Consider the following 20,985-nt stretch of genomic DNA (forward strand, 5'->3'; position numbering starts at 1 on the left):
AGCATTAAAAAATGATTAAAAATGATTTTCAACACATCCAATGTCATCTTAACCAAGGCGTGGGTGAGTTAATATTAAATCGCGCAGAAAAGCATAATGCGTTTGATGAAGTGATGATTAATGAAATGATTATCGCCATCGAACAGTTTGCCGATTCATCTGAATGCCAAATTTTGGTACTGCGTGCCAATGGAAAAAACTTCAGTGCTGGGGCGGATCTTAATTGGATGCGCAAGCAAGCCAAAATGGATTTTGAGCAAAATCTCACTGATGCCCATGAACTTGCCAAACTTATGCATGTGTTGGATAAATTTCCTAAACCGAGTATCGCACTGGTTAATGGCGCAGCCTTTGGTGGCGCATTAGGATTAATTTGTTGCTGCGATATCGCTATTGCCAATCAAGGTGCCAGCTTTTGTTTAAGCGAAGTAAAACTAGGCTTAATTCCTGCGGTTATTAGTCCTTATGTTGTGCGTGCTATGGGTATTCGCCAAGCCAGACGCTATATGTTAACTGCAGAGCGTTTTAGTGCCGACGAAGCCCTTAAACAACAGGTTATTCACGTCATTGATGATGATTTAGATATAGCGGCAGCGCCTTTTATTACCGCCTTTAAAGCGAACAGTCCACAAGGTATGGCATGGGTTAAAACCTTAGTGTCTCGATTAGAAGACGGCGTAATTAATGATGCAACACTGAGCTACACCAGTGAACAGATTGCCCGCATTCGAGTCTCTGATGAAGGCCAAGAAGGCCTAAATGCCTTTTTCGAAAAACGCTCTCCGGCTTGGCAACATGCCGCCGTCCCTCAAGGAGCCAAATAATGATTACTAAATTACTGATTGCCAACCGTGGTGAAATTGCTTGCCGTATTATTAAAACGGCTAAGGCCATGGGTGTACGTACCATAGCCTTATATTCCGATGCCGATAAAGATGCCCTTCATGTCGCTATGGCGGATGAGTCTTATCATTTGGGTGGCAGTGCCCCTGCGGATTCATACTTAAAAGCCGATTTGATTATTGATATTGCCAAACGTTCTGGTGCAGAGGCCATTCACCCAGGTTATGGCTTTTTGTCTGAAAATGCTGAGTTTGCCCGTAAGTGCGAGCAGAACGGTATTGCTTTTGTCGGCCCAGGCAGTGATGCCATTGATGCCATGGGCAGTAAAAGTGCGGCAAAACAGATTATGGGTAAGGCGAATGTGCCATTAGTGCCAGGTTACCATGGTGACGACCAAACCGATGAAAATTTGGTTTATCAAGCCACACAAGTCGGTTTTCCGTTACTGATAAAAGCGGCATATGGCGGCGGTGGTAAAGGCATGCGTATCGTTGAAAATGACGGTGAGACCTTGGAAGCTATTCGCTCTGCTCGTCGTGAAGCCACCTCATCATTTGGTAATGATAAATTATTAATGGAGCGTTACTTACGTCAGCCACGCCATGTAGAAGTTCAAGTTTTTGCCGACAGTAAAGGCAACGCTATCTATCTATCAGATCGCGATTGCTCTATTCAACGTCGTCACCAAAAAGTGGTTGAAGAAGCGCCAGCGCCCGGATTGTCAGACGAGCTACGCGTTCAAATGGGTGAAGCTGCGGTTGCCGCCGCTAAAGCCATTGATTATGTAGGCGCGGGCACGGTTGAGTTTCTACTGGATACCGACAACAGCTTCTACTTCATGGAAATGAATACCCGCTTACAAGTTGAGCACCCAGTGACTGAAATGGTCACCGGCCAGGACTTAGTTAAATGGCAGCTTTTAGTGGCTAGTGGCGGAGAGTTACCACTAAAACAAGATGAAGTGCGCATTCATGGTCACTCATTTGAAGTGCGTATTTACGCAGAAGATCCACAAAATGAATTTTTGCCTGCTAGCGGTAAACTGAACTTTTTACGTGAACCAGAGCAAAATCGTCATGTGCGAATTGACTCAGGCATACGTGAAAACGATGTAATCAGTAACTTCTATGACCCAATGATCGCCAAACTAATCGTGTGGGATGAAACCCGTCCACGTGCCTTGCATCGTTTAGTCAACGCACTAGAGTCATACCAAATTAGTGGTTTAAAACATAACATTGAGTTTTTAGCCAATATTGCAGAACACCCTGCATTTACCAAAGCTGATTTTTGTACCGATTTTATCGAGCGCTATGGCAATACTTTAATTGGTGATGCTAGCAGTGAGTCTGATACTGCCATTGCTCTTGCCGGCTTATATCAAGTGCTATTGCGTCAGCAACAAGCGCAAGTTAATGCCATTAATAGTAACGATCCCTATTCACCTTGGGGACAAGTCAGCGGCTTTAGATTAAACAGTGCCAGCATTCATCATGTCGCCTTGCTTGATGAAAAACATGAACTGCAAAACTTACTCATGACAGACTTAGGCGGTGCATTGCATTTAGGCCTAAATGGCCAAGCACTTAAACTTGCCGGTCAAATTAAAGATGATGTGCTGTTTGCTGAAATAAATGGCCATAAAAGTAAAGTCCCTGTCAGTTGTGATGGCGACGATTTCACCTTATTTCTACCCAGCGGCAGTTACCACTTTACAGCAGTGCTTGCACAAGTTGCCGATGAAACCATTAACAGTGCCGATAAGTTAAAAGCACCAATGAACGGTACAGTAGTGACTCATCTTGTTGAAGTGGGCGCAACAGTTAAAGCGGGACAAGGCTTATTAGTGATGGAAGCCATGAAAATGGAGTACACTATAGAAGCCCCATTTGATGGCGTAGTCACCGAGTTTTACTTCCAAAGCGGTGAGCTAGTAAGCGATGGCGTACAGCTGTTACATGTCGAAGAATCTGTCAAACAAGCGACTACGGAAACCGAAAAGGAAGCTAAAACATGATGCCATCTAAAGTGAGCATTTTTGAAGTTGGCGCCCGTGACGGTTTACAAAATGAAGTACCCGTGCCCACTACCGCTAAACTGCAACTTATTGCTGACTTAGCCGCAGCGGGCCTAACTCGCATTGAAGCGGGCAGCTTTGTGTCACCTAAATGGGTACCACAAATGGCTGACTCTGGTGACATATTTAGCCAAATGCCAAGGGTAAAAGGTGTCACTTATAGCGCCTTAACCCCAAATCTGAAAGGTTTTGAGCTAGCGTTAGCCTCTGGCGTCGATGAGGTGGCAATATTTGGCGCCGCTTCAGAGAGCTTCAGCCAGAAAAATATTAACTGCTCAATTGATGAGTCAATTGAGCGCTTTATGCCATTGATGCAACAAGCAAAACAGCACAATATTGCTGTGCGTGGTTATGTCTCTTGCGTACTTGGTTGCCCCTATGAAGGTCACATCGATGTCAATGAAGTTGCCCGTGTGTCTGAAATTCTTTACAAAATGGGATGTTACGAGATTTCACTGGGTGACACCATTGGTATTGGCACACCATCAAATGCCCGTAAAATGTTAGCAGCAGTGGCAAGTGTGGTGCCGGTCAATAAGCTTGCACTGCACTTTCACGACACCTACGGACAAGCACTCGCCAATATTTTAGCCTGCTTAGATATGGGTGTAACCAGCTTTGATGCATCTGTCGCGGGATTGGGCGGGTGTCCTTATGCTAAAGGCGCCTCAGGAAACTTAGCGACTGAAGACTTAGTTTACATGCTACACGGCATGGGAATTGAGACAGGTATCGACCTAAGCAAGCTTGTTATAGCGGGTAATAATATTAGCCAAGTTATCGGCCGAAAAAGTGCCTCAAAAGTCGCTAATGCATTAGCCTAATGTTGATGGGCTACAACCTTATTTTAAGCTGCTGACTCAAATAATAATCAGCATCTATCAAACATAATAACGAGAAAAGGACAGCACAATGGCAGGTTTCAATAAAGTCGTTCACAGCTATGACGAAGCGCTAGCTGGGCTGACAGATAATATGACCTTGATGGTCGGTGGGTTTGGTTTATGTGGTATTCCTGAAGGCTTAATTAACCATATGGTTAAGTTAGGCGTAACCGGTTTAACCGCTATTTCAAACAATGCTGGGGTAGATGATTTCGGTTTAGGTTTGTTACTCAAACAACGCCAAATTGCCACCATGATAGCCTCTTACGTTGGCGAAAATGCTACCTTTGAACAGCAAATGCTGTCGGGTGAATTGAACGTTATTTTAACCCCTCAAGGTACTTTGGCTGAAAAAATTCGCGCCGGTGGCGCTGGTATACCAGCATTTTTCACTGCGACAGGTTACGGCACCCCCATTGCTGACGGTAAAGAAACCCGCGAAATAAAAGGCCGACATTATGTGTTAGAAGAATCACTTACCGCAGACTTTGCGTTAGTACGTGCCTGGAAAGCTGACACCATGGGTAATTTAGTATTCCGTAAAACCGCAGCTAACTTTAACCCTATGATGGCCACCGCAGGTAAAATTACCGTAGTAGAGGCCGAAGAAATTGTTCAGCCAGGCGAGCTTGACCCTAACCATATTCATACCCCAGGAATTTATGTGGATCGCGTGATCAAAGCCTGCTTTGAAAAACGCATTGAGCAACGTACCGTCACACTAGCAGCGGCTAAATAAAGGAGAGCAAGCACATGGCTTTAACCAGAGAACAACTTGCTCAACGTGTAGCAAAAGAAATGCAAGACGGCTTTTACGTCAACCTAGGTATTGGTATTCCTACCCTAGTGGCTAACTATATTCCACAGGGTATGCAGGTAATGCTGCAATCTGAAAATGGTTTATTAGGCATGGGACCATTTCCAACCGAAGATGCTATCGACGCTGATTTAATCAACGCTGGTAAACAAACAGTAACCGCTGTTGATGGTGCATCATTTTTCTCATCAGCAGAGAGCTTTGCCATGATCCGCGGCGGGCATGTCGACTTAACTGTATTAGGCGCGTTTGAAGTTGATGTTAATGGCTCCATCGCCTCTTGGATGATCCCAGGTAAGCTCATTAAAGGCATGGGCGGTGCAATGGATTTAGTGGCTGGTGCAGATAACATTATCGTCACCATGATGCATGCCGACAAACACGGTAATTCTAAGTTACTGCCGTTATGTGAACTACCGTTAACGGGCTATGGTTGCATTAAACGTGTAATGACCGACCTAGCCTTTATCGAAATCAAAGATGGGGCATTCCACTTACTTGAGCGTGCTCCAGGTGTGTCGGTAGAAGAAATTATCGCTAAAACGGCTGGTAAATTAGTTGTGCCTGAACATGTGCCAGAAATGGTGTTTTAGTCTGTAAGATAAAAATGCAACACACTTAAAAGCGCACTTACAGAGAAGTGCGCTTTTTTATTAGCAACACTAATGAAATCAATTTTTAGAGCATCAGATCAATATGGATTTAGTTTTACCAAGCCTCGAATATCAGCAAAGTTATCATAGTTATATCAAAGAATTAGGTAATGAAGAGCGCTATCCTTTCATTTTAGATTTTGATTATCAGGATTTCAGCGCCTATTTGACTAAAATCAAACATTTCTCAGAAGGCATAAACCTGCCCTGCGGCTATGTTGCTAGTAGTACATTCTGGCTAATTCATCACAATGAAATAGTGGGCGTAACTAATTTGCGTCATCACCTAAACTCTCAAATTAAGCATTGTGGTGGCCATATTGGTTTAAGTATTCGGCCATCTAAAAGAGGCGCAGGTTTAGGTATTCTGTTAATGAAACTCTCTATTGAGAAGCTCCATTCAATGGGTAACAGTGAACTACACATTCATTGTTATGAATCCAATTTAGCCTCCGAACGGGCAATTATCTGCAATGGTGGGGTTTTCGACTCTGCTATAAAAAGTGATTCACACATAGTTAAAAGATATATTATTAACCTTGCTTAAAGTCAGAACAATATCAACCCCCTACTTTGACGAGCTTAATTTAATACCATTACATAAGCCTATCAGCAGTATTATAGAATGGTTTTAATGGCTTACAAACCGGCTACAATGGCTGTTCTCCTCTATTTATCCAGTCGCGACACAACTCGATTTCGTCCTGATTTTTTAGCAGCATAAAGTGCAATATCACTTTGCTTTAACCATTCCTCTAACGAATCACTAATACGCAATTCAGCCACCCCTATACTGCAGGACACATTCACAGGTACGCCGTCAAAGTCTGTTTGGTTAACCGCTTGCTTTAGCCTTTGAGCCATCTCCAATGCTTTTTGCAAATCACAATGCTCATATTGAACTAAAAACTCTTCTCCACCAAAACGAAACAGCTTAGCCTCGGCGGGAAGCAAATGCTTTATCACCTCACTGAACTGCGTCAGTAGCTTATCGCCCACTAAATGGCCGTAGGTGTCATTAACCGTTTTAAAATGATCGATATCGATTAATAACAGACTCGTATCCGTTCCTGTATGCTTAAACGATTCAATACTGCTACTTAAACTGGTAGCTAAATTTTTTCGATTTAATGCCCCTGTTAACTCGTCTGTCGTAGCCAAATAGATAAGCGCAGCCTTTTGTTTTGCAATGATATAAGCAAATATCGCCGCAAAAATAATACAATCGAAGATTGCCACCCCAAAACGCCATACAAGGGAGTAAGTTTCAATATTAAGCGCGGCGATCAAACAGATTAATACGTAAAAACTACTGATTGAAGAGGCGTTTTTGAAATTAAAGATAAAGAAAAAAATAAAGATTGTTGGAAAAACATAGATTAACGATTTATAGCCTAAAGAATAGCAAGATATCGCTATTGTGATACACACTAATATTAAGGTGATTTGTTTGTGTAATATCGCCCCACGATGCTTGATTTCAAGTCCCAACGAAATCGAAATCGGTACCAAGGCTAACGAAAAAAGGGTAAATAAAAACAAATCATCATGGGTCAAACGATACAAAGCATAGATAAAAAATGTCAATAAAGCGGCCAAATGAAAGGCTATTGAAGCGTTCCTTGGTAACCTTTTCGAATCTTGAAGTGCAGTCATATACTTCATAAAGCATCCTTTATAATTTTTATTGGAGGATTTATGCAACGCAATCTAGAGAACGCTAAAGTAACTAGTGTACAAAGCGAATTAATTTTTAGAGTATAGACTAAAATACTTGCTTCACGGCAACTGAAAAGCAACCATAGAAAATCAACAGAGCATGCAAATATCAGAGTAAAAAATTAGAAGTGGTTTTGAATTCGGTAATCTGTAGCAGTAATTGGAATTAGACTAAATCGATTTTTAAGGTAAGTTGTAATGGTCAAGTAATCTAAATTGAAAATATGATTGCTATCACAAAGGTAAATGCAGCCAACATTTCCTATTTTGACTGCATTTATTGTATGAACCATGACTACAGCTCTTTTGCTGCATTGTCGCTAACACTGGTCACCTGTGGCGTTAAACCTTGTCTATTTTGTGTAAAGGTAATTAACCGCTCCGTCAGCAAGCTCATGCTATATCCCAGTACAGCACCAATAACTAATGGGGGCACTATTGCAGCGATATCAGCGTTCATCGCAAAAGTAATACAGCACCCAATAAATGCACCGGGGATGAAGGCAAGACGTTTATGACTGGCTTGTAAACACATCAGGCTGGTGACAATTCCCGTTAGTGCGTAACTGATAATGGGTGAGCCAAAAGAAGTGCTGCCGACGATAATCAGCCACCCCCAGAAAACACCTGACAAGTTAGTACTCATTGCCATTAACATGCCTTTAAAGCCGCTTTCAGTTTGAGCAAAGAAGGTGCTACAACCTAAAAAACCAATCCAAGTCACTAGCTGGAATACATCTGCAACTCCTGCCCATAAAGCGGCTAATAAGCCCGCTGAAAGTGCAATTTGCCAACGATACTGCATAATTCACTCCAACTAAATTGTTTTAATAACAGAAATAACTATTCCTAAAAATACCACAATAACAATCGATTTCAATATTTAATTGTGATGTGAAAAAGAAGATACAAAATCTATGAACAACATCAAATATATCGCTTATTTGTGAACATAAAATCCCTTATGACAGGCAACCTCTAAATTTTCTAGTAAGAATTAAGTGACCAAAGATTATCGCCAAAATAAATTTACTCAAAAAAACTATTCAAGCAAGGGTTGTAAAACGTGATGTACCTCAAGCTTTACCGATAAAAAAAGCTTAATCAATAAATGCAGCTCTTTTCATGCGTGGGGCGACAGTTTCTCTTTATCAGTTAATTTAATCTAACGGTATGAAAAGGGTTGATTGTTTTCAGGAATGAGGATTAGCACTATTTTATTACATCTAAAGATTAAGGGCTCACCATGAAAAATTCTTTCTCATCCTTAAGATTGAATCTAGCAACAACCAGCCTTGATTGGGTTATGGAACACACGATAAAGCATTCATTAAGTCTTAAAAATGCTGTCACTCTTGATGAGTTACAGCCACATAATGTGCCTCAATCCCCAATTGAAACCCTGTATATACATATTCCTTTTTGCCATACCCTTTGTCGTTTTTGTTCGTTCCATAAAGTCAAATTTAACGAACATATTGCCAGGGAGTATTTTCAAGCCCTAAGGCAAGAAATACGTGTTGTACTCGCCCAAGGTTATAGCTTTAACCGGGTTTATATTGGCGGTGGCACGACAACTATTTTAGAAGATGAACTGATTAACACTATCGAGATGATAAAATCATTAACCTCGGTACGTGAAGTATCGTGTGAGAGCGACCCGATCTATTTTAAAGAGGGCAATCCACACCTATTAAAAGGGCTAGTCGACCGTATGTCGATTGGCATACAAAGCTTTGATGATAAGATTTTAAAAGCCAGCGGACGATTTGAAAAATTTGGCAGTGGTTTGCAGCAAGCTGAGTATGTCAGCCGAGCCATTGAGATTATTCCAACGGTTAATGTAGACATGATGTATGGCTTTAACATACAAACACCTGAAACCATTGCCAACGATTTAGCGCAAACCATTCGCTTACGTCCAGATCAAATTACCACTTATCCACTAACAATCGGTATTGGTAAAAATAGTAAAAAGGCGGCTTGCCTAGCGGGTCAAGCCAAGGAATTATGGCCACAGTTTTTAGCTGTCAAAAAAGCAATGTCTGAGCACTATGTTATGGAGTTTCCTTGGACTTTTAGTCGTAACTTTGGTGAACCGGTAGAAAATAAATATGTATTAGATGGTGAGGACTGTTTTGGCGTAGGTTCGGGGGCCTTTGGTCGTTTTGGTGAACAGTTTCGTATTTCAAGCTTTGATATTCCCGATTATATCAGTCGTATCAATGCGGGTCATACTGGCACTTGCTATACCAAACCATTAGAGAAAAAAGCACTATTACAACATCATTTAATGATGATGATGGGACATGGCGTGTTAGATGATAAGCTATTAAAACAACATACTGGCTATAGTTTATGGCAAGCTTTCCCTGTAGAAATGACTTACCTGCTATCTGCCGGTGCGCTTATTAAACAAGGAGACCAATATCATACAAACACACAGGGCCAATTCATTGCTTTGAAAATGTTCTCAGGTTTTTTAGCTGGGATGGATTACCTGCGCGAACAAGCAAGGGAATTACCCTTATCAATGCAGAATTCACCAAGCTAATATCGCGACTAGTTATAATCAGTTATGCCATTAGGTGTCGAATTATAAATGGCATTTGCATCTGCCTTAGCATTATTGTGAGTCATCAACCTCCAATAAATACCCAAGGGCTTTTGATAACTGCGGCGAATCAGGATCGGAAATCCGGGTAGTCCACACCACATCGCCGTTTCTATCGATAAATATTGTTGTCGGAGTACCCGTAACGCCGTATTGTTTTGCTACAGCATCACCCTGAATAAGTGTCGTCATACCTATGCCACGGTCAGTTAACGACTGCGCAGGTGTTGCCCCTTCATCCTCATTAAAGCTTATCGCCATCATAACCAAATCAGTCTGTTTATTTTCCAGCCTTAAGCGCTCAAGACCTGGTTGTAACTTTTTACAATAGGGACACCAAGTCGCCCAAAAGTGCAGCACTATTGGTTTTCCTTTATGCTCGCTTAAATTAAACAGCTGCCCTTTAGCATCTTGTAAGCTGAAATCACTGGCAGGGACAGCTCCAGCACTTGCAAGGGTCGACATCAATATCAGCGGTAACAAAATGAGTAATTTACCGCGCGTTAACCAATGCGAAATCGCATAAAATGACGAAAACGATGTCACAAATTTATCCATGGTAATGACCTTTTTAAAAAATTGATTTATACAACATATGGCAAGATTCAAATACTAGACCGACAATATGACGTTTTGTATTCAATTAATATTAGTCAGTAAAGAATTTAACAGGGTTTACCACTATAGTAGTTTAGATTAACTTGTGTTCTATGTTAGATGAACGCGGGTACTTTTTGCCTTATGTGATCAAGACCTACCAGCAATAAAGGAAGTCATGCCTAATAACAACATAAACGGATCAAACACTCATAATCAGTGGCCTACAAAATGGCATCAAACAGGTTTTTTCTATCCATTTATCGATGAAAAAGGCATTCAGCGACAGATATATATCAACCAGGCTAAAAGTGATAAACCTTGTTTATTATTGATCCATGGGTTTCCGACTAGTAGTTACGACTGGCATCAGCTTTGGTTTCACCTAAGTAAACATTTTAATCTGCTCACGTTAGACTTATTAGGTTATGGTTTATCAGATAAACCCTGTGATATTAATTACTCTTTTGCTTTGCAAGCAGACATTATTGAAGCTGTATTGGCGCATCTTGGTATTCAACATTTTCACATTATTGCCCATGATTACGGCGACACTGTAGCGCAAGAGTTATTAGCCCGTCATGGTGAAGCCAGCGTTGATAGCGGTTTTGCCATCGACAGTACAATATTGTTAAATGGAGGATTATTTCCTGAAACAACTCAACCCATCTTAATCCAACGTTTACTTTTGAGTCCATTAGGGTTTGTTATCGCTAAGATGTTTTCATTTAAAAAATTTAAGCAAAATTTTGATTTCATTTGTTACCAACCGCTAGCCGTTGCAGAACTGGCGATACATTGGCAGTTAATAACACAAAACCAGGGGATTAAAGTGATCCATAAGATTATTCAATATATTCGCGAACGCAAACTACACCGAGAGCGCTGGGTGGGTGCATTGCAGCAATATAAAATGCCGCTGCGGTTTATCAATGGGATCTGTGACCCTGTGTCTGGCCAAGATACCCTTATTCGTTTTGAACAGCTTATTGAACAAGCTGACACAGTTGCTTTAGTGGAAACAGGTCATTACCCTCAACTAGAAAAACCAAAAGCCGTTTTGCAGCACTGTATTAGTTTTTGGCTACAGCATAAAATTATTAGTGAAAACAATGACAAGTTTGTTACTTAACAGCTGTTCCCAAAGTATTAAACTAAGTTTAAGTTGTGATAGTTTGTTACAAATTATACTGTCAAATACTTACTGAGTTTTTACTCAAATTGGGTTAATGTAGAAAAGATAACCATAATAAATCACTTAGCATTAGCGACTGATGCTGTATTGTTGAAATACGCCAAGCACTAATTAAGTAATAATAAGCACTGACAAGGAACGACCTCATGCCAATTTATCAAGCCCCTATTCGTGACTATCAATTCATTCTTTCTGAGTTACTGAATATTTATCAATATCAAGAATTAGCCGGATTTGACCAGGTCGATCCGGAACTAGTAGATGCCATTTTACAAGGCGTAGCTGATTTCACCACCGATATTATGCTCCCCTTAAATGCGGTAGGTGATCATCAAGGTTGTAAATTAGTTGACGGCAAGATCATTACCCCTGATGGCTTTAAAGATGCTTATAAGCAGTATGTTGAAAATGGCTGGGCAACATTAACCTGTGACCCCGAATATGGCGGACAAGGCTTACCTGAAGTGGTCGGCACCTTTGCTACCGAAATGAAAACCGCTACCAATATGGCATTTGCTATGTATCCAGGCCTCACCCATGGCGCCTATTCAGCAATTCATGTGCATGGTAGTGATGCATTAAAACAAAAATATTTAGCTAAGCTAGTCAGTGGTGAATGGACAGGTACCATGAACCTGACTGAATCCCATGCGGGTACCGATTTAGCCCTATTACGCACAAAAGCCAAGCCTTTAGGCGACGATACATTTGCTATTAGCGGTGAAAAAATCTTTATTTCATCTGGCGATCATGATCTAGCTGAAAACATCATCCACCTCGTATTAGCGCGATTACCTGATGCCCCTGAGGGTGTAAAAGGTATTTCACTTTTTGCAGTGCCTAAATTTTTAGTCAATGCTGATGGTAGCCTAGGCGCAGCGAATACGCTGGCGGCAACGGGTCTTGAGCATAAAATGGGGATTCACGGCAATTCAACTTGTGTGATGCTTTTTGACAACGCAGTAGGTGAGCTTGTGGGCGCTGCCCATCAAGGTTTACGTGCGATGTTCACCATGATGAACCAGGCTCGCTTAGGTGTCGGAATTCAAGGTTTAGGCGTATCAGATATCGCCTATCAAAATGCGTTAGTTTACGCAAAAGATCGTATTCAAGGTCGTGCACTTAGTGGCGTGAAAGAGGCCGATAAAGCCGCAGACTCAATTTTGGTACACGGTGATGTTCGCCGTATGCTGCTGTCGCAAAAATCATTTAATGAAGGAACCCGTGCATTAATGGGTCAACAAGCTTTGTGGCTAGATCAGGCAGAGCGCGAATCAGACCCAGTTAAAGCGAAGCAGGCTTCAGCATTAGCCGCCTTATTTACCCCTATTGTGAAAGGTTTTGTCACTGACCAAGGTTTTAAAGCCTGTGTTGATGCACAGCAAGTCTATGGTGGACATGGTTATATTAACGAATGGGGCATGGAGCAATTTGTTCGAGACATTCGTATTGCGATGATTTATGAAGGAACCAATGGTGTGCAAGCACTGGATTTAGTTGGCCGTAAATTGTTAGCAGATAAAGGCGCAACCTTAAATCTATGGTCTGATATGGTTAAGCAGTTTATTGGTCAGCATAATGGCAACGAACAAATGAAACCTTTTATTGCCGGTCTAATGGATGCCGCAGGTGATCTTGAGCGTGCAACGGGCTACATTGCTAAAAGTGCGGCAACTAACCCAGATCTTATTGGTGCGGCCTCTATGGCATACATGCAATTATTTGGTATTAGCGCTCTAGCTTGGATGTGGGCTCGAATTGCCGCAACCTCTTTAGCCGCATTAGACAAAGGAACAGATGAGGCTAGTTTTTATCACGCTAAGCTTAAAACCGGTGCATTCTATATGGGGTATTGGGTAAGCCAAACCCGCAGTCTGCGTAAGCAGATTGAAGCCAGCAGTCAACAAATTGTCGATTTTAATGATGCCGACTTTTAATTTATAATTGCTTGATAAAAATCACTTAATATAAATTTTAGAGACTAAAATGCCGCTGAATTCAGCGGCATTTTTAATTCTAACCAGCAAACTTGTTAAGCATATTCAGCCATAAAATCATCTAAGCTATCATTGACGATTTCAATCTCATCACCCTCAAATTGGGCAATATGGAATAAAGCTTCACCTTCATTTGTCACGGGAATATTACTGTTACCAATAATAATGCCATCAGTAGGGGCACGCAGCGCATAAGGCTCACCACCGTGTGGGTTAACAATATAAGCTAAGATATTGCCTTTATTAACCCTTTCACCCAGCTTAAGCTTAATGTTAATCAAACCATCAGCTTCACTTCTTACCCAATAGCTGCGACTGGCGTTAACACTATTGCCTTTGATGCGAATACGGCCTTTAACCATTTCTAAGTGGCGCATGACATTCAATACACCATTAAGACCAGACTTAATCGACATTTCACTAAAACGTAATGCTTCACCGGCCTCGTATAAAATACATGGTATGCCTTTACCGTTAGCATAGCCACGCATAGAGCCTGTGACATTTTTAGACGTCATGATCACAGGTGCGCCGAAGGCATTTGCCATGCCAAACATTACTTCATCATCGGTATCACAACGGATTTGAGGTAAGTTGTCACGGTGAACCGCACCGGTATGTAAATCTATAATATGCGTCGCGCGATCAACTAATGTATGTGACACCAAATGGGCTAAACGGCTAGCCAAAGCCCCTTTTGATGAACCAGGAAAACATCGGTTTAAATCGCGACGATCCGGTAAGTATCTTGATTGCTGAATAAAACCAAACACATTAACAATAGGCACGACAAGTATGGTGCCGGTTAACGATTTAGCATTTATTTTGCTGAGCAAACGTCGGCAAATTTCAATACCATTTAGTTCGTCACCATGAATAGCTGCACATACTAATAAAGTCGGCCCGGCTTTTACCCCATGGAAAACTTCAACATGTAACTCCATAGGAGTGTCGTTATAAAGCCTTGCAGCAGGAAGCTTAACGCTTTGTTGCGTGCCAGCTTTAACGCTCACTTCACCTAGAGTGAAAGCTTCGCGTTTTTTGACCATTTAGCCAGTTCCTTTGGTTTTAGTGCTGGTTGCTTTTACATTTTTCTCGATAAACTGAATAATCTTGTCAGCAACATCGATACCTGTGGCTTTTTCAATGCCCTCTAAACCAGGTGAAGAGTTTACTTCCATCACTAGAGGACCGTGTTTTGAGCGCAAAATATCCACACCAGCAACGTTAAGACCCATGGTCTTAGCAGCGCGAAGCGCGGTTGAGCGCTCTTCAGGTGTTAACTTAACTATGGTGGCAGAACCGCCGCGATGTAAGTTAGAACGGAATTCACCTGGCAATGCTTGACGCTTCATCGCCGCGATCACTTTATCACCGATCACGAAACAGCGAATATCTGCGCCGCCCGCTTCAGCGATATATTCTTGTACCATGATGTTGGCTTTAAGACCCATGAAGGCTTCAATAACTGACTCAGCAGCTTTACGGGTCTCGGCAAGTACTACACCAATACCTTGAGTACCTTCAAGTAACTTAATCACACACGGTGCGCCGCCAACCATGTCTAATAAGTCTGGTACATCCGCAGGTTTGTTTGCAAAACCAGTCACAGGTAAGCCAATATTTTTACGAGAAAGTAACTGTAATGAACGCAACTTGTCACGTGAACGGGTAATCGCTACCGACTCATTTAATGGGTGAACTCCCATCATTTCGAATTGACGTAATACTGCTGTTCCGTAAAAGGTTACTGATGCACCAATACGTGGAATGACGGCATCAAACTTAGGCAGCTCTTGGCCTTTCATGTGGATGCTTGGAGAGGTCATGTTGATGTTCATGTAACAACTGATGTGATCGACTATTTTAACGTCATGACCACGGGCAACGGCCGCTTCCTTAAGCCTACGCGTCGAATATAAATTTTTATTCCGTGACATAATTGCAATGTGCATTTTACTCTCCTGTTATATAAGATGCTGCTGAATCCACCAAAAATCGTCCTTCCAGTGCTCTGCGACCTAACAACATACGAAATTTCATGTTATCTCTATTGGTTAAAGTCAGTTCGATATCGAACTGCTTTCCACCCATAATGATAGGGGTTTTGATTACATATCGTTTGGTAACATGTCCACCAGAATCGCTGACATTACGACGATCAAAAATGGGGAACTCACACACAACTTCACGATCAGATTCTTGTTCAGGGTGCAACCATACACGCACCCATTTTTCTTTTTCTTTTTGAAACGGTTTAATTTTAAAAGCATGTAAACAAGAGGTTTTTGCCCCTGTATCTACCTTGATTTTGACTTTTTCATTGCCAATTTCAGGAAATGTGCCCCACTCTCGCCAGCCCACAATATCGAGGGTTTGTTTAGTCATGGTCAGTCCTTACGTTTAAAGGAAATAAGTCTTTCTCGAATAACTTGTTCGATGCTACTCACCAAATGTTTTATCGTCTACTGCAGAGTTCAACAGTGAGAAAGTCATTTAAGCATAGCTAATATCAATCAATTTTGGCGCAATATACACTGCATATTGAATAAAACAACTTTATTTATCTAGAATTTTTACGTTAAAGTTATTTACCATAATCCTTCATAAATACACACCGAAAAGAATACTACTAACCTATTAATAATAATAGAATTAATTATTGAGGCATAACAATGTTTACTCGCTGTAGTTTCCAGTTTTTAACCGAACTAAATCAACATAATGACCGTGATTGGTTTAAAGCTAATCAACCCCGCTATGAAGCCCAAGTGCGCACGCCTGCATTACAATTTATTGAGGCGATGCAAGGGCCTATTTTATCCTTGTCACCACGTTTTAATGCTGTGCCCAAAAAAGTCGGCGGTAGCTTAATGCGCCCCCAAAGAGATAGTCGTTTTAGTAAAAATAAAACACCTTATAAAACTAATGTTGGCATTCAATTTAAACATTTTCAGGCTAAAGATGTCCATTCCCCTGGATTTTATTTGCATTTAGCCAATAATGAATGCTTTATCGCTGCGGGTATTTGGCATCCAGAATCAACAGCCTTAAATGCCATAAGGCACTGTATCGATGAAAACCCTAATGGCTATAAAAAAGCGTTACAAGCGATAGAGAGAGCAGGTTTTGTTATGACAGGTCACAGTTTAGTTAGGCCACCAAGGGGATTTGATAAAGATCATCCGCTACTTACTGAACTAAAACGGAAAGACTTTATCGCGCTAAAGACGATAACTGAAGCACAAGTTTGCCAGGCTGATTTTGTCGAGTTCTGTCAAAAGGAATTTCAAAAAACGACTCAATTAATGGCCTATCTGTGTTTTGCGCTTGAGTTAGATTACTAAACTGTTGCCGATAAACCTAATGGCAACTATATATAATCTTTGTACATCCTTAATAATACCAACAGTAATATAGGCATACATTCAATCTAGAAAGAGATGCGTCAGTAGCTTAAAAAGCTTACCTAGAAAAAGAGTTAAAGCAAAGTAATAATGATAAAACAGCTAAGCCGCATTTGCTCGCATGCCATGGGGTACAGGTACCCCATTAGCATTTATGTTAACAAAGACTATTTTATCGACACTGGCTATAGGTGCCTGGGTGACTTTGTTGCGTACTTTACAACGAATAGTCACTGAGCTTTGACCTAAACTTACACTTTCAAAACCAAATTCAAGTATATCGCCAACCAATCCTGGAGTCATAAAGTTGATCTCGGCAATCAGCTTCGCAACATGGCATTGGCTGTTCATTTGGCAACTGGCAAATATCGTTGCTTGTTCATTTATCCAACTCAATAGCTGACCACAGCATAGAGTGTGGCTACTATTTAAATGGACCGGAAGTATTAAGTGGCGGCTGTAGTATTTCATAAAAAACCCTTTAGTTATTAACAAGAAACTCTTGTATCACTAAAGAGGTAGCAATGTTCAAGCCAGTTTTAGTTACATTGATAATCAATTACTTATATGGCTGATTAATAAAACCTGCCCTATAACGGAATTATATTTGCACTATTTAACGCCATTTAAGGCATCACTCATATCACGAATGACGTTTACTCTCAGCGGATAAAAATACGACCCTAGTTAAGTAGATAACACCTGCTTTAAAGATGTAATAAAAGTAGAAATATCTTTCGCTGTAATATCAGCATGGGTTACTAGGCGCAGTTGCTGACTAGGGCTAACCTTAATGCCTTTTTGCAATAACGCATGTGATAATTGATTGGGATCTATATGACTGGCTAAACGTGCAAATACCATATTGGTTTGTACTGATTTCACATCAACCTCAAATTCGTCAAATTGATATAATGCCTCAGCGAGCAGTTTTGCGTGGTGATGATCTTCAACTAATCGATCAACTTGATCGGTTAAAGCCAATTTAGCCGCTGCGGCAATAATACCAGCTTGACGCATTCCGCCGCCCAACATTTTACGCCAACGAGTCGCTTTACCAATAAGCCGCTCATCGCCTAACAAAATAGAGCCAATTGGGGCGCATAACCCTTTTGATAGACAAATAGAAACCGAGTCAAAATATTGGGTAATATCAGCAATCGCAAGGTTTTGGGCAACCGCTGCATTGGCTATTCTTGCGCCGTCTAAATGAATTTTCAAACCCCGATTAAAGGCCAAAGTTTGTGCTTGTGCTAAATACTCTTGCGATAAGACTTTACCGCCAATGGTATTTTCTAAGCTCAATAAACGGGTTCTGGCAAAATGAACGTCATCAGGTTTAATAGCAGCATCGATATCTGACAATAAAATACTACCATCTTGCTGATTATTTAACGGCTGTGGCTGAATGCTGCCAAGCACCGCTGCACCACCACCTTCAAATTTATAATTGTGCGCTTGTTGACCACATAAATACTCGTCTCCACGCTCACAATGTGACATCAATGCTAATAAATTAGCTTGAGTACCTGAGCTAACAAATAAGGCCGCATCAAAGCCATACATTTCAGCGGCCATATCTTGTAGGTTGTTGACTGTCGGGTCATCACCATAAACATCATCACCCACAACGGCATTGGCCATTGCTTTGCGCATTGCGGCTGTAGGTTGAGTAACAGTATCGCTTCTAAAATCAATCATAATAAATCGTCATTTATCCAAACCATGGCCGACAGTGTAACGGATTAAGATTTAGCTGCAGCAATTTTTGTTAATGCTGCGATTGCCGCATCATAATCAGGGTGGCTGCCAACTTCTTTAACAAGCTCTTGATACTGTAGCTGGCCATTAGCATCAATAATAAATATTGCCCGAGCCAGTAAACCACGGCTTTCAATCAATAATCCATATTGGTCAGCAAAGTTACGCCACACAGAATCAGACAATACTTTAATTTTATCAACGCTTTCAGTTTGGCAAAAACGCTTTTGAGCAAAAGGTAAATCTGTACTAATAGTCAGCATAACAACGTCGGCATCAAAATTAGCAAATTCACTGTTAAATCGTTTTGTTTGCAACGCACACACACCGGTATCTAAGCTCGGTACGGCACTGATTAATACTGTTTTACCTTTAAAATCACTTAAATTAACCGGATTAAACTTATCATCAACCACTTTAAATTCAGGGGCTGGCATATTATTAGCGGGTAAATCACCTTTAAGCACCACCGGATGCCCACCCATTGTAACTTCAGCAGCTTGCGTAAAGTGAATAAATACTGGACTGGCAATTAATACTAAGGATAAACCTATGTTCAATAAAGATTGTTGAAATGTCATTATATTCTCCTGATTAATAATAAAAAACCAGCCTTGTGGCTGGTTGTTGTTATACGCAGTTAATCAAATAACTGATTAACTTGCTGCTAATTCTTTAACATGTAAATCCATTTGTGGAAATGGTATTTCAATCTCAGCTGCATCTAATGCATTTTTGATTTGCTCTAAAATTTGAAAACGCGCTGGCCAGTAATCACCCGTGCTCACCCATGGGCGAACAACGAAGTTAATCGATGAATCTGCTAACTCAGCTAAACCAATAGTGTAAGCAGGATCTTTTAATACAAATGCATTGTTATCTAATACTTCAGCCAATACTTTTTTAGTTTTCGCGATATCAGAGGTATAGCCCACACCGATGACTAAGTCGATACGACGCTTTTCAAGCGCTGAATAATTGGTAATAGTACCATTCATAATAGCGGAGTTTGGCGCAGTGATAAGTTTATTATCACCCGTACGAAGCTTAGTCGAGAAAATAGTAATCTCATCTACTACACCGGCAACGCCTGCGGCTTCGATAAAGTCACCCACACGACATGGACGGAATAATACCATTAATACGCCTGAGGCAAAATTAGATAGTGACCCCTGTAATGCCAAACCAACAGCTAAACCTGCAGCACCAATTACAGCGACAAGTGAAGCGGTTTGCACGCCAATTTGACCTAATGTAGCCACAATGGTGAATACAAATACAACTGACCACGCAAGGTTTGACACAAATGAAACTACAGTTTGATCAACTTTGCGACTGGTTAATACTTTATCAGTGAGGCGCTTTGCCACACCCGCAAAATACTTACCAATAAAAAACATCGCCAAAGCAGCTAATGTTTTAAGCCCATAAGCCATAATAAATTCTGGTGCTTGCTTTATTAACGCTTCTAAACCGTCAAGGTTTTCCATTGTTTTACTCCCTAAAGTGACAGATTATTCTGCCGAAATGATAAATTCTACCCGTCTATTACGTTGTCGCCCTTCAGATGTGGCGTTATCCGCAGCGGGTTGGGTGTTACTCATCCCTTTTACAGAAATGTTGTCAGGATTGAAATTAAAATCGGTGACTAATATTGCTTTTACGCTGTTTGCCCGGGCTAATGAAAGCGCTTGGTTTAACTCATCACTTCCCAATAAATCGGCATGTCCAACTAGCTCTAAAGTTACATTATTATCTTGGGCTATGATTTTATTAATACTGTCAAACACAGGTCTTTGCGATAACATTACTTCTGCTTTAGCAAATTCAAAATAAATAGGTTGTACCACTTGCTGTAAACAATTAACTACGCCATCAGCACCCAGTTGCTCGCAGCGATTAACATATTCTATAGTGCTGGTTGGTTGTTCAGCAACCGCTGTTACAGGTTCTTCATCAAAAATAGGAGCTTCATCAATATTGGATTCAGTTAAAGCAAAAGCTGGATCGTTACAGCCATTAGCCATAACCACCTCACCTTGAGGAGTATCAGCACAGGCATCTTTTTTATCTGGTACGCCATCCATATCTGAATCAATCCATGCCAAAGCTTGGGCGCTGTTCAAAAAAAGCCATAGTATTAATACAGGTACGAATATAGTCAGTAATGAACGCATGCAGTCTCCAATCATGTGATTTTAATATAGTAAGACAACATCTTTTGAGGTTTTAACTTTTTTTCAACAAGTTTGAATTATACATATTTTAACTTTTAGCGACACATTTGCAATTAAGCAAACATAAATTGCTGCAAACAAGTTAATGCTTTATGTATTTCAGCTCAAAATAGCACCATCTAACACTTATAAAGTGAATTTTTAATTATCGGCAACAAACTCACAAACTTGACAACAGTCGCTT

At 40.9% G+C, this 20,985-nt stretch carries 21 protein-coding genes; 10 read left to right on the top strand and 11 right to left on the bottom strand.

The genetic code is table 11. From position 1 onward, the window contains the following. Positions 1-11 precede the first annotated feature (11 nt). The 6 genes from ACRWQL_RS03755 to ACRWQL_RS03780 all read left to right on the top strand — a co-directional run bounded on the left by ACRWQL_RS03755 (position 12) and on the right by ACRWQL_RS03780 (position 5,821). Positions 12-824 (top strand): enoyl-CoA hydratase-related protein, encoded by an 813-nt coding sequence (locus ACRWQL_RS03755; protein WP_434930084.1) that lies wholly within the window; start codon positions 12-14, stop codon positions 822-824. Beyond that, on the top strand, positions 824-2,860 hold the full coding sequence (locus tag ACRWQL_RS03760) for an acetyl/propionyl/methylcrotonyl-CoA carboxylase subunit alpha (RefSeq protein ID WP_434952434.1): 2,037 nt from the start codon (positions 824-826) through the stop codon (positions 2,858-2,860). The genes ACRWQL_RS03755 and ACRWQL_RS03760 overlap by 1 nt, the downstream gene beginning before the upstream one ends. Beyond that, the gene (locus ACRWQL_RS03765; RefSeq protein ID WP_434952436.1) at positions 2,857-3,744 is read left to right on the top strand and encodes a hydroxymethylglutaryl-CoA lyase; all 888 of its coding nucleotides are present in this window, start codon (positions 2,857-2,859) and stop codon (positions 3,742-3,744) included. Before ACRWQL_RS03760 ends, ACRWQL_RS03765 begins: the two co-directional genes overlap by 4 nt. 88 nt (positions 3,745-3,832) lie before the next feature. Continuing rightward, positions 3,833-4,543 (top strand): CoA transferase subunit A, encoded by a 711-nt coding sequence (locus tag ACRWQL_RS03770; RefSeq protein ID WP_434952438.1) that lies wholly within the window; start codon positions 3,833-3,835, stop codon positions 4,541-4,543. A 14-nt stretch (positions 4,544-4,557) separates the two neighbouring features. Continuing rightward, positions 4,558-5,214: a 3-oxoacid CoA-transferase subunit B gene (locus tag ACRWQL_RS03775; RefSeq protein WP_434930087.1), complete on the top strand. Its 657-nt coding sequence runs from the start codon at positions 4,558-4,560 to the stop codon at positions 5,212-5,214. Between the two features lie 103 nt (positions 5,215-5,317). Continuing rightward, on the top strand, positions 5,318-5,821 hold the full coding sequence (locus tag ACRWQL_RS03780) for a GNAT family N-acetyltransferase (RefSeq protein ID WP_434952440.1): 504 nt from the start codon (positions 5,318-5,320) through the stop codon (positions 5,819-5,821). Positions 5,822-5,943: 122 nt separating this feature from the next. Here the strand turns inward: ACRWQL_RS03780 and ACRWQL_RS03785 are convergent, their stop codons facing one another. Both ACRWQL_RS03785 and ACRWQL_RS03790 read right to left on the bottom strand, forming a co-directional pair. Next, positions 5,944-6,939 (bottom strand): GGDEF domain-containing protein, encoded by a 996-nt coding sequence (locus tag ACRWQL_RS03785; RefSeq protein ID WP_434952442.1) that lies wholly within the window; start codon positions 6,937-6,939, stop codon positions 5,944-5,946. A gap of 349 nt (positions 6,940-7,288) precedes the next feature. Further along, positions 7,289-7,798, bottom strand: coding sequence for a DUF1097 domain-containing protein (locus ACRWQL_RS03790; protein WP_434952444.1), 510 nt, complete (start codon positions 7,796-7,798; stop codon positions 7,289-7,291). A gap of 441 nt (positions 7,799-8,239) precedes the next feature. Here ACRWQL_RS03790 and ACRWQL_RS03795 point away from each other — a divergent pair, with 441 nt between their 5' ends. After that, positions 8,240-9,547 (top strand): coproporphyrinogen III oxidase family protein, encoded by a 1,308-nt coding sequence (locus ACRWQL_RS03795; RefSeq protein WP_434952446.1) that lies wholly within the window; start codon positions 8,240-8,242, stop codon positions 9,545-9,547. 72 nt (positions 9,548-9,619) lie between these two features. Here ACRWQL_RS03795 and ACRWQL_RS03800 read toward each other — a convergent pair whose 3' ends face one another. Then, positions 9,620-10,165 carry a TlpA family protein disulfide reductase gene (locus ACRWQL_RS03800; protein ID WP_434952447.1) on the bottom strand — a complete coding sequence of 182 codons (546 nt, stop codon included), beginning with the start codon at positions 10,163-10,165 and terminating at the stop codon, positions 9,620-9,622. Between the two features lie 217 nt (positions 10,166-10,382). Between ACRWQL_RS03800 and ACRWQL_RS03805 the strand changes: the two genes are divergently transcribed. Further along, a complete protein-coding gene (locus ACRWQL_RS03805) occupies positions 10,383-11,336 on the top strand; it encodes an alpha/beta fold hydrolase (protein WP_434952449.1) in 954 nt (317 codons plus the stop codon). A gap of 209 nt (positions 11,337-11,545) precedes the next feature. Continuing rightward, on the top strand, positions 11,546-13,336 hold the full coding sequence (locus tag ACRWQL_RS03810; RefSeq protein ID WP_434952451.1) for an acyl-CoA dehydrogenase C-terminal domain-containing protein: 1,791 nt from the start codon (positions 11,546-11,548) through the stop codon (positions 13,334-13,336). Between the two features lie 95 nt (positions 13,337-13,431). Here ACRWQL_RS03810 and ACRWQL_RS03815 read toward each other — a convergent pair whose 3' ends face one another. The 3 genes from ACRWQL_RS03815 to ACRWQL_RS03825 are packed head-to-tail and all read right to left on the bottom strand — an operon-like array spanning position 13,432 to position 15,784. Beyond that, entirely contained in the window at positions 13,432-14,445 is a 1,014-nt protein-coding gene (locus ACRWQL_RS03815) for a succinylglutamate desuccinylase/aspartoacylase family protein (RefSeq protein WP_434952453.1), read from the bottom strand. Next, entirely contained in the window at positions 14,446-15,351 is a 906-nt protein-coding gene (gene rimK / locus ACRWQL_RS03820; protein WP_434930096.1) for a 30S ribosomal protein S6--L-glutamate ligase, read from the bottom strand. It lies immediately after the preceding gene. Between the two features lies 1 nt (position 15,352). Next, the gene (locus ACRWQL_RS03825) at positions 15,353-15,784 is read right to left on the bottom strand and encodes an ATP-dependent zinc protease family protein (protein WP_434930097.1); all 432 of its coding nucleotides are present in this window, start codon (positions 15,782-15,784) and stop codon (positions 15,353-15,355) included. Between the two features lie 287 nt (positions 15,785-16,071). Here ACRWQL_RS03825 and ACRWQL_RS03830 point away from each other — a divergent pair, with 287 nt between their 5' ends. Further along, positions 16,072-16,743, top strand: a complete 672-nt coding sequence (locus ACRWQL_RS03830; RefSeq protein WP_434952454.1) for a DUF2461 domain-containing protein — start codon at positions 16,072-16,074, stop codon at positions 16,741-16,743. Positions 16,744-16,905: 162 nt separating this feature from the next. On the opposite strand, the gene ACRWQL_RS03835 is transcribed toward ACRWQL_RS03830, so the two are convergent. The 5 genes from ACRWQL_RS03835 to ACRWQL_RS03855 all read right to left on the bottom strand — a co-directional run bounded on the left by ACRWQL_RS03835 (position 16,906) and on the right by ACRWQL_RS03855 (position 20,741). Continuing rightward, a complete protein-coding gene (locus ACRWQL_RS03835; protein ID WP_434930099.1) occupies positions 16,906-17,274 on the bottom strand; it encodes an acyl-CoA thioesterase in 369 nt (122 codons plus the stop codon). A 216-nt stretch (positions 17,275-17,490) separates the two neighbouring features. Then, entirely contained in the window at positions 17,491-18,504 is a 1,014-nt protein-coding gene (gene ltaE / locus ACRWQL_RS03840; RefSeq protein ID WP_434930100.1) for a low-specificity L-threonine aldolase, read from the bottom strand. 44 nt (positions 18,505-18,548) lie between these two features. Further along, complete coding sequence (gene tpx, locus ACRWQL_RS03845) at positions 18,549-19,145, bottom strand: thiol peroxidase (protein ID WP_434930102.1); 597 nt, start codon at positions 19,143-19,145, stop codon at positions 18,549-18,551. Between the two features lie 75 nt (positions 19,146-19,220). Then, entirely contained in the window at positions 19,221-20,054 is an 834-nt protein-coding gene (locus ACRWQL_RS03850) for a mechanosensitive ion channel family protein (RefSeq protein ID WP_434952455.1), read from the bottom strand. A gap of 24 nt (positions 20,055-20,078) precedes the next feature. Continuing rightward, positions 20,079-20,741, bottom strand: a complete 663-nt coding sequence (locus ACRWQL_RS03855; RefSeq protein ID WP_434952456.1) for an OmpA family protein — start codon at positions 20,739-20,741, stop codon at positions 20,079-20,081. Positions 20,742-20,985: the final 244 nt, after the last annotated feature.

Origin of the sequence: Shewanella sp. HL-SH4 (assembly GCF_051164845.1) — a bacterium.
Taxonomy (GTDB): domain Bacteria; phylum Pseudomonadota; class Gammaproteobacteria; order Enterobacterales; family Shewanellaceae; genus Shewanella; species Shewanella glacialimarina.

Coding starts and splice junctions, on each gene's coding strand:
- ACRWQL_RS03855 (WP_434952456.1), bottom strand. CDS start 20,741: ATGCGTTCATTACTGACTATATTCGTACCTGTATTAATACTATGGCTT.
- rimK (WP_434930096.1), bottom strand. CDS start 15,351: ATGCACATTGCAATTATGTCACGGAATAAAAATTTATATTCGACGCGT.
- ACRWQL_RS03815 (WP_434952453.1), bottom strand. CDS start 14,445: ATGGTCAAAAAACGCGAAGCTTTCACTCTAGGTGAAGTGAGCGTTAAA.
- ACRWQL_RS03760 (WP_434952434.1), top strand. CDS start 824: ATGATTACTAAATTACTGATTGCCAACCGTGGTGAAATTGCTTGCCGT.
- ACRWQL_RS03780 (WP_434952440.1), top strand. CDS start 5,318: ATGGATTTAGTTTTACCAAGCCTCGAATATCAGCAAAGTTATCATAGT.
- tpx (WP_434930102.1), bottom strand. CDS start 19,145: ATGACATTTCAACAATCTTTATTGAACATAGGTTTATCCTTAGTATTA.
- ACRWQL_RS03825 (WP_434930097.1), bottom strand. CDS start 15,784: ATGACTAAACAAACCCTCGATATTGTGGGCTGGCGAGAGTGGGGCACA.
- ACRWQL_RS03810 (WP_434952451.1), top strand. CDS start 11,546: ATGCCAATTTATCAAGCCCCTATTCGTGACTATCAATTCATTCTTTCT.
- ACRWQL_RS03835 (WP_434930099.1), bottom strand. CDS start 17,274: ATGAAATACTACAGCCGCCACTTAATACTTCCGGTCCATTTAAATAGT.
- ACRWQL_RS03765 (WP_434952436.1), top strand. CDS start 2,857: ATGATGCCATCTAAAGTGAGCATTTTTGAAGTTGGCGCCCGTGACGGT.
- ACRWQL_RS03775 (WP_434930087.1), top strand. CDS start 4,558: ATGGCTTTAACCAGAGAACAACTTGCTCAACGTGTAGCAAAAGAAATG.
- ACRWQL_RS03800 (WP_434952447.1), bottom strand. CDS start 10,165: ATGGATAAATTTGTGACATCGTTTTCGTCATTTTATGCGATTTCGCAT.
- ACRWQL_RS03850 (WP_434952455.1), bottom strand. CDS start 20,054: ATGGAAAACCTTGACGGTTTAGAAGCGTTAATAAAGCAAGCACCAGAA.
- ltaE (WP_434930100.1), bottom strand. CDS start 18,504: ATGATTGATTTTAGAAGCGATACTGTTACTCAACCTACAGCCGCAATG.
- ACRWQL_RS03830 (WP_434952454.1), top strand. CDS start 16,072: ATGTTTACTCGCTGTAGTTTCCAGTTTTTAACCGAACTAAATCAACAT.
- ACRWQL_RS03785 (WP_434952442.1), bottom strand. CDS start 6,939: ATGAAGTATATGACTGCACTTCAAGATTCGAAAAGGTTACCAAGGAAC.
- ACRWQL_RS03790 (WP_434952444.1), bottom strand. CDS start 7,798: ATGCAGTATCGTTGGCAAATTGCACTTTCAGCGGGCTTATTAGCCGCT.
- ACRWQL_RS03770 (WP_434952438.1), top strand. CDS start 3,833: ATGGCAGGTTTCAATAAAGTCGTTCACAGCTATGACGAAGCGCTAGCT.
- ACRWQL_RS03795 (WP_434952446.1), top strand. CDS start 8,240: ATGAAAAATTCTTTCTCATCCTTAAGATTGAATCTAGCAACAACCAGC.
- ACRWQL_RS03805 (WP_434952449.1), top strand. CDS start 10,383: ATGCCTAATAACAACATAAACGGATCAAACACTCATAATCAGTGGCCT.
- ACRWQL_RS03755 (WP_434930084.1), top strand. CDS start 12: ATGATTAAAAATGATTTTCAACACATCCAATGTCATCTTAACCAAGGC.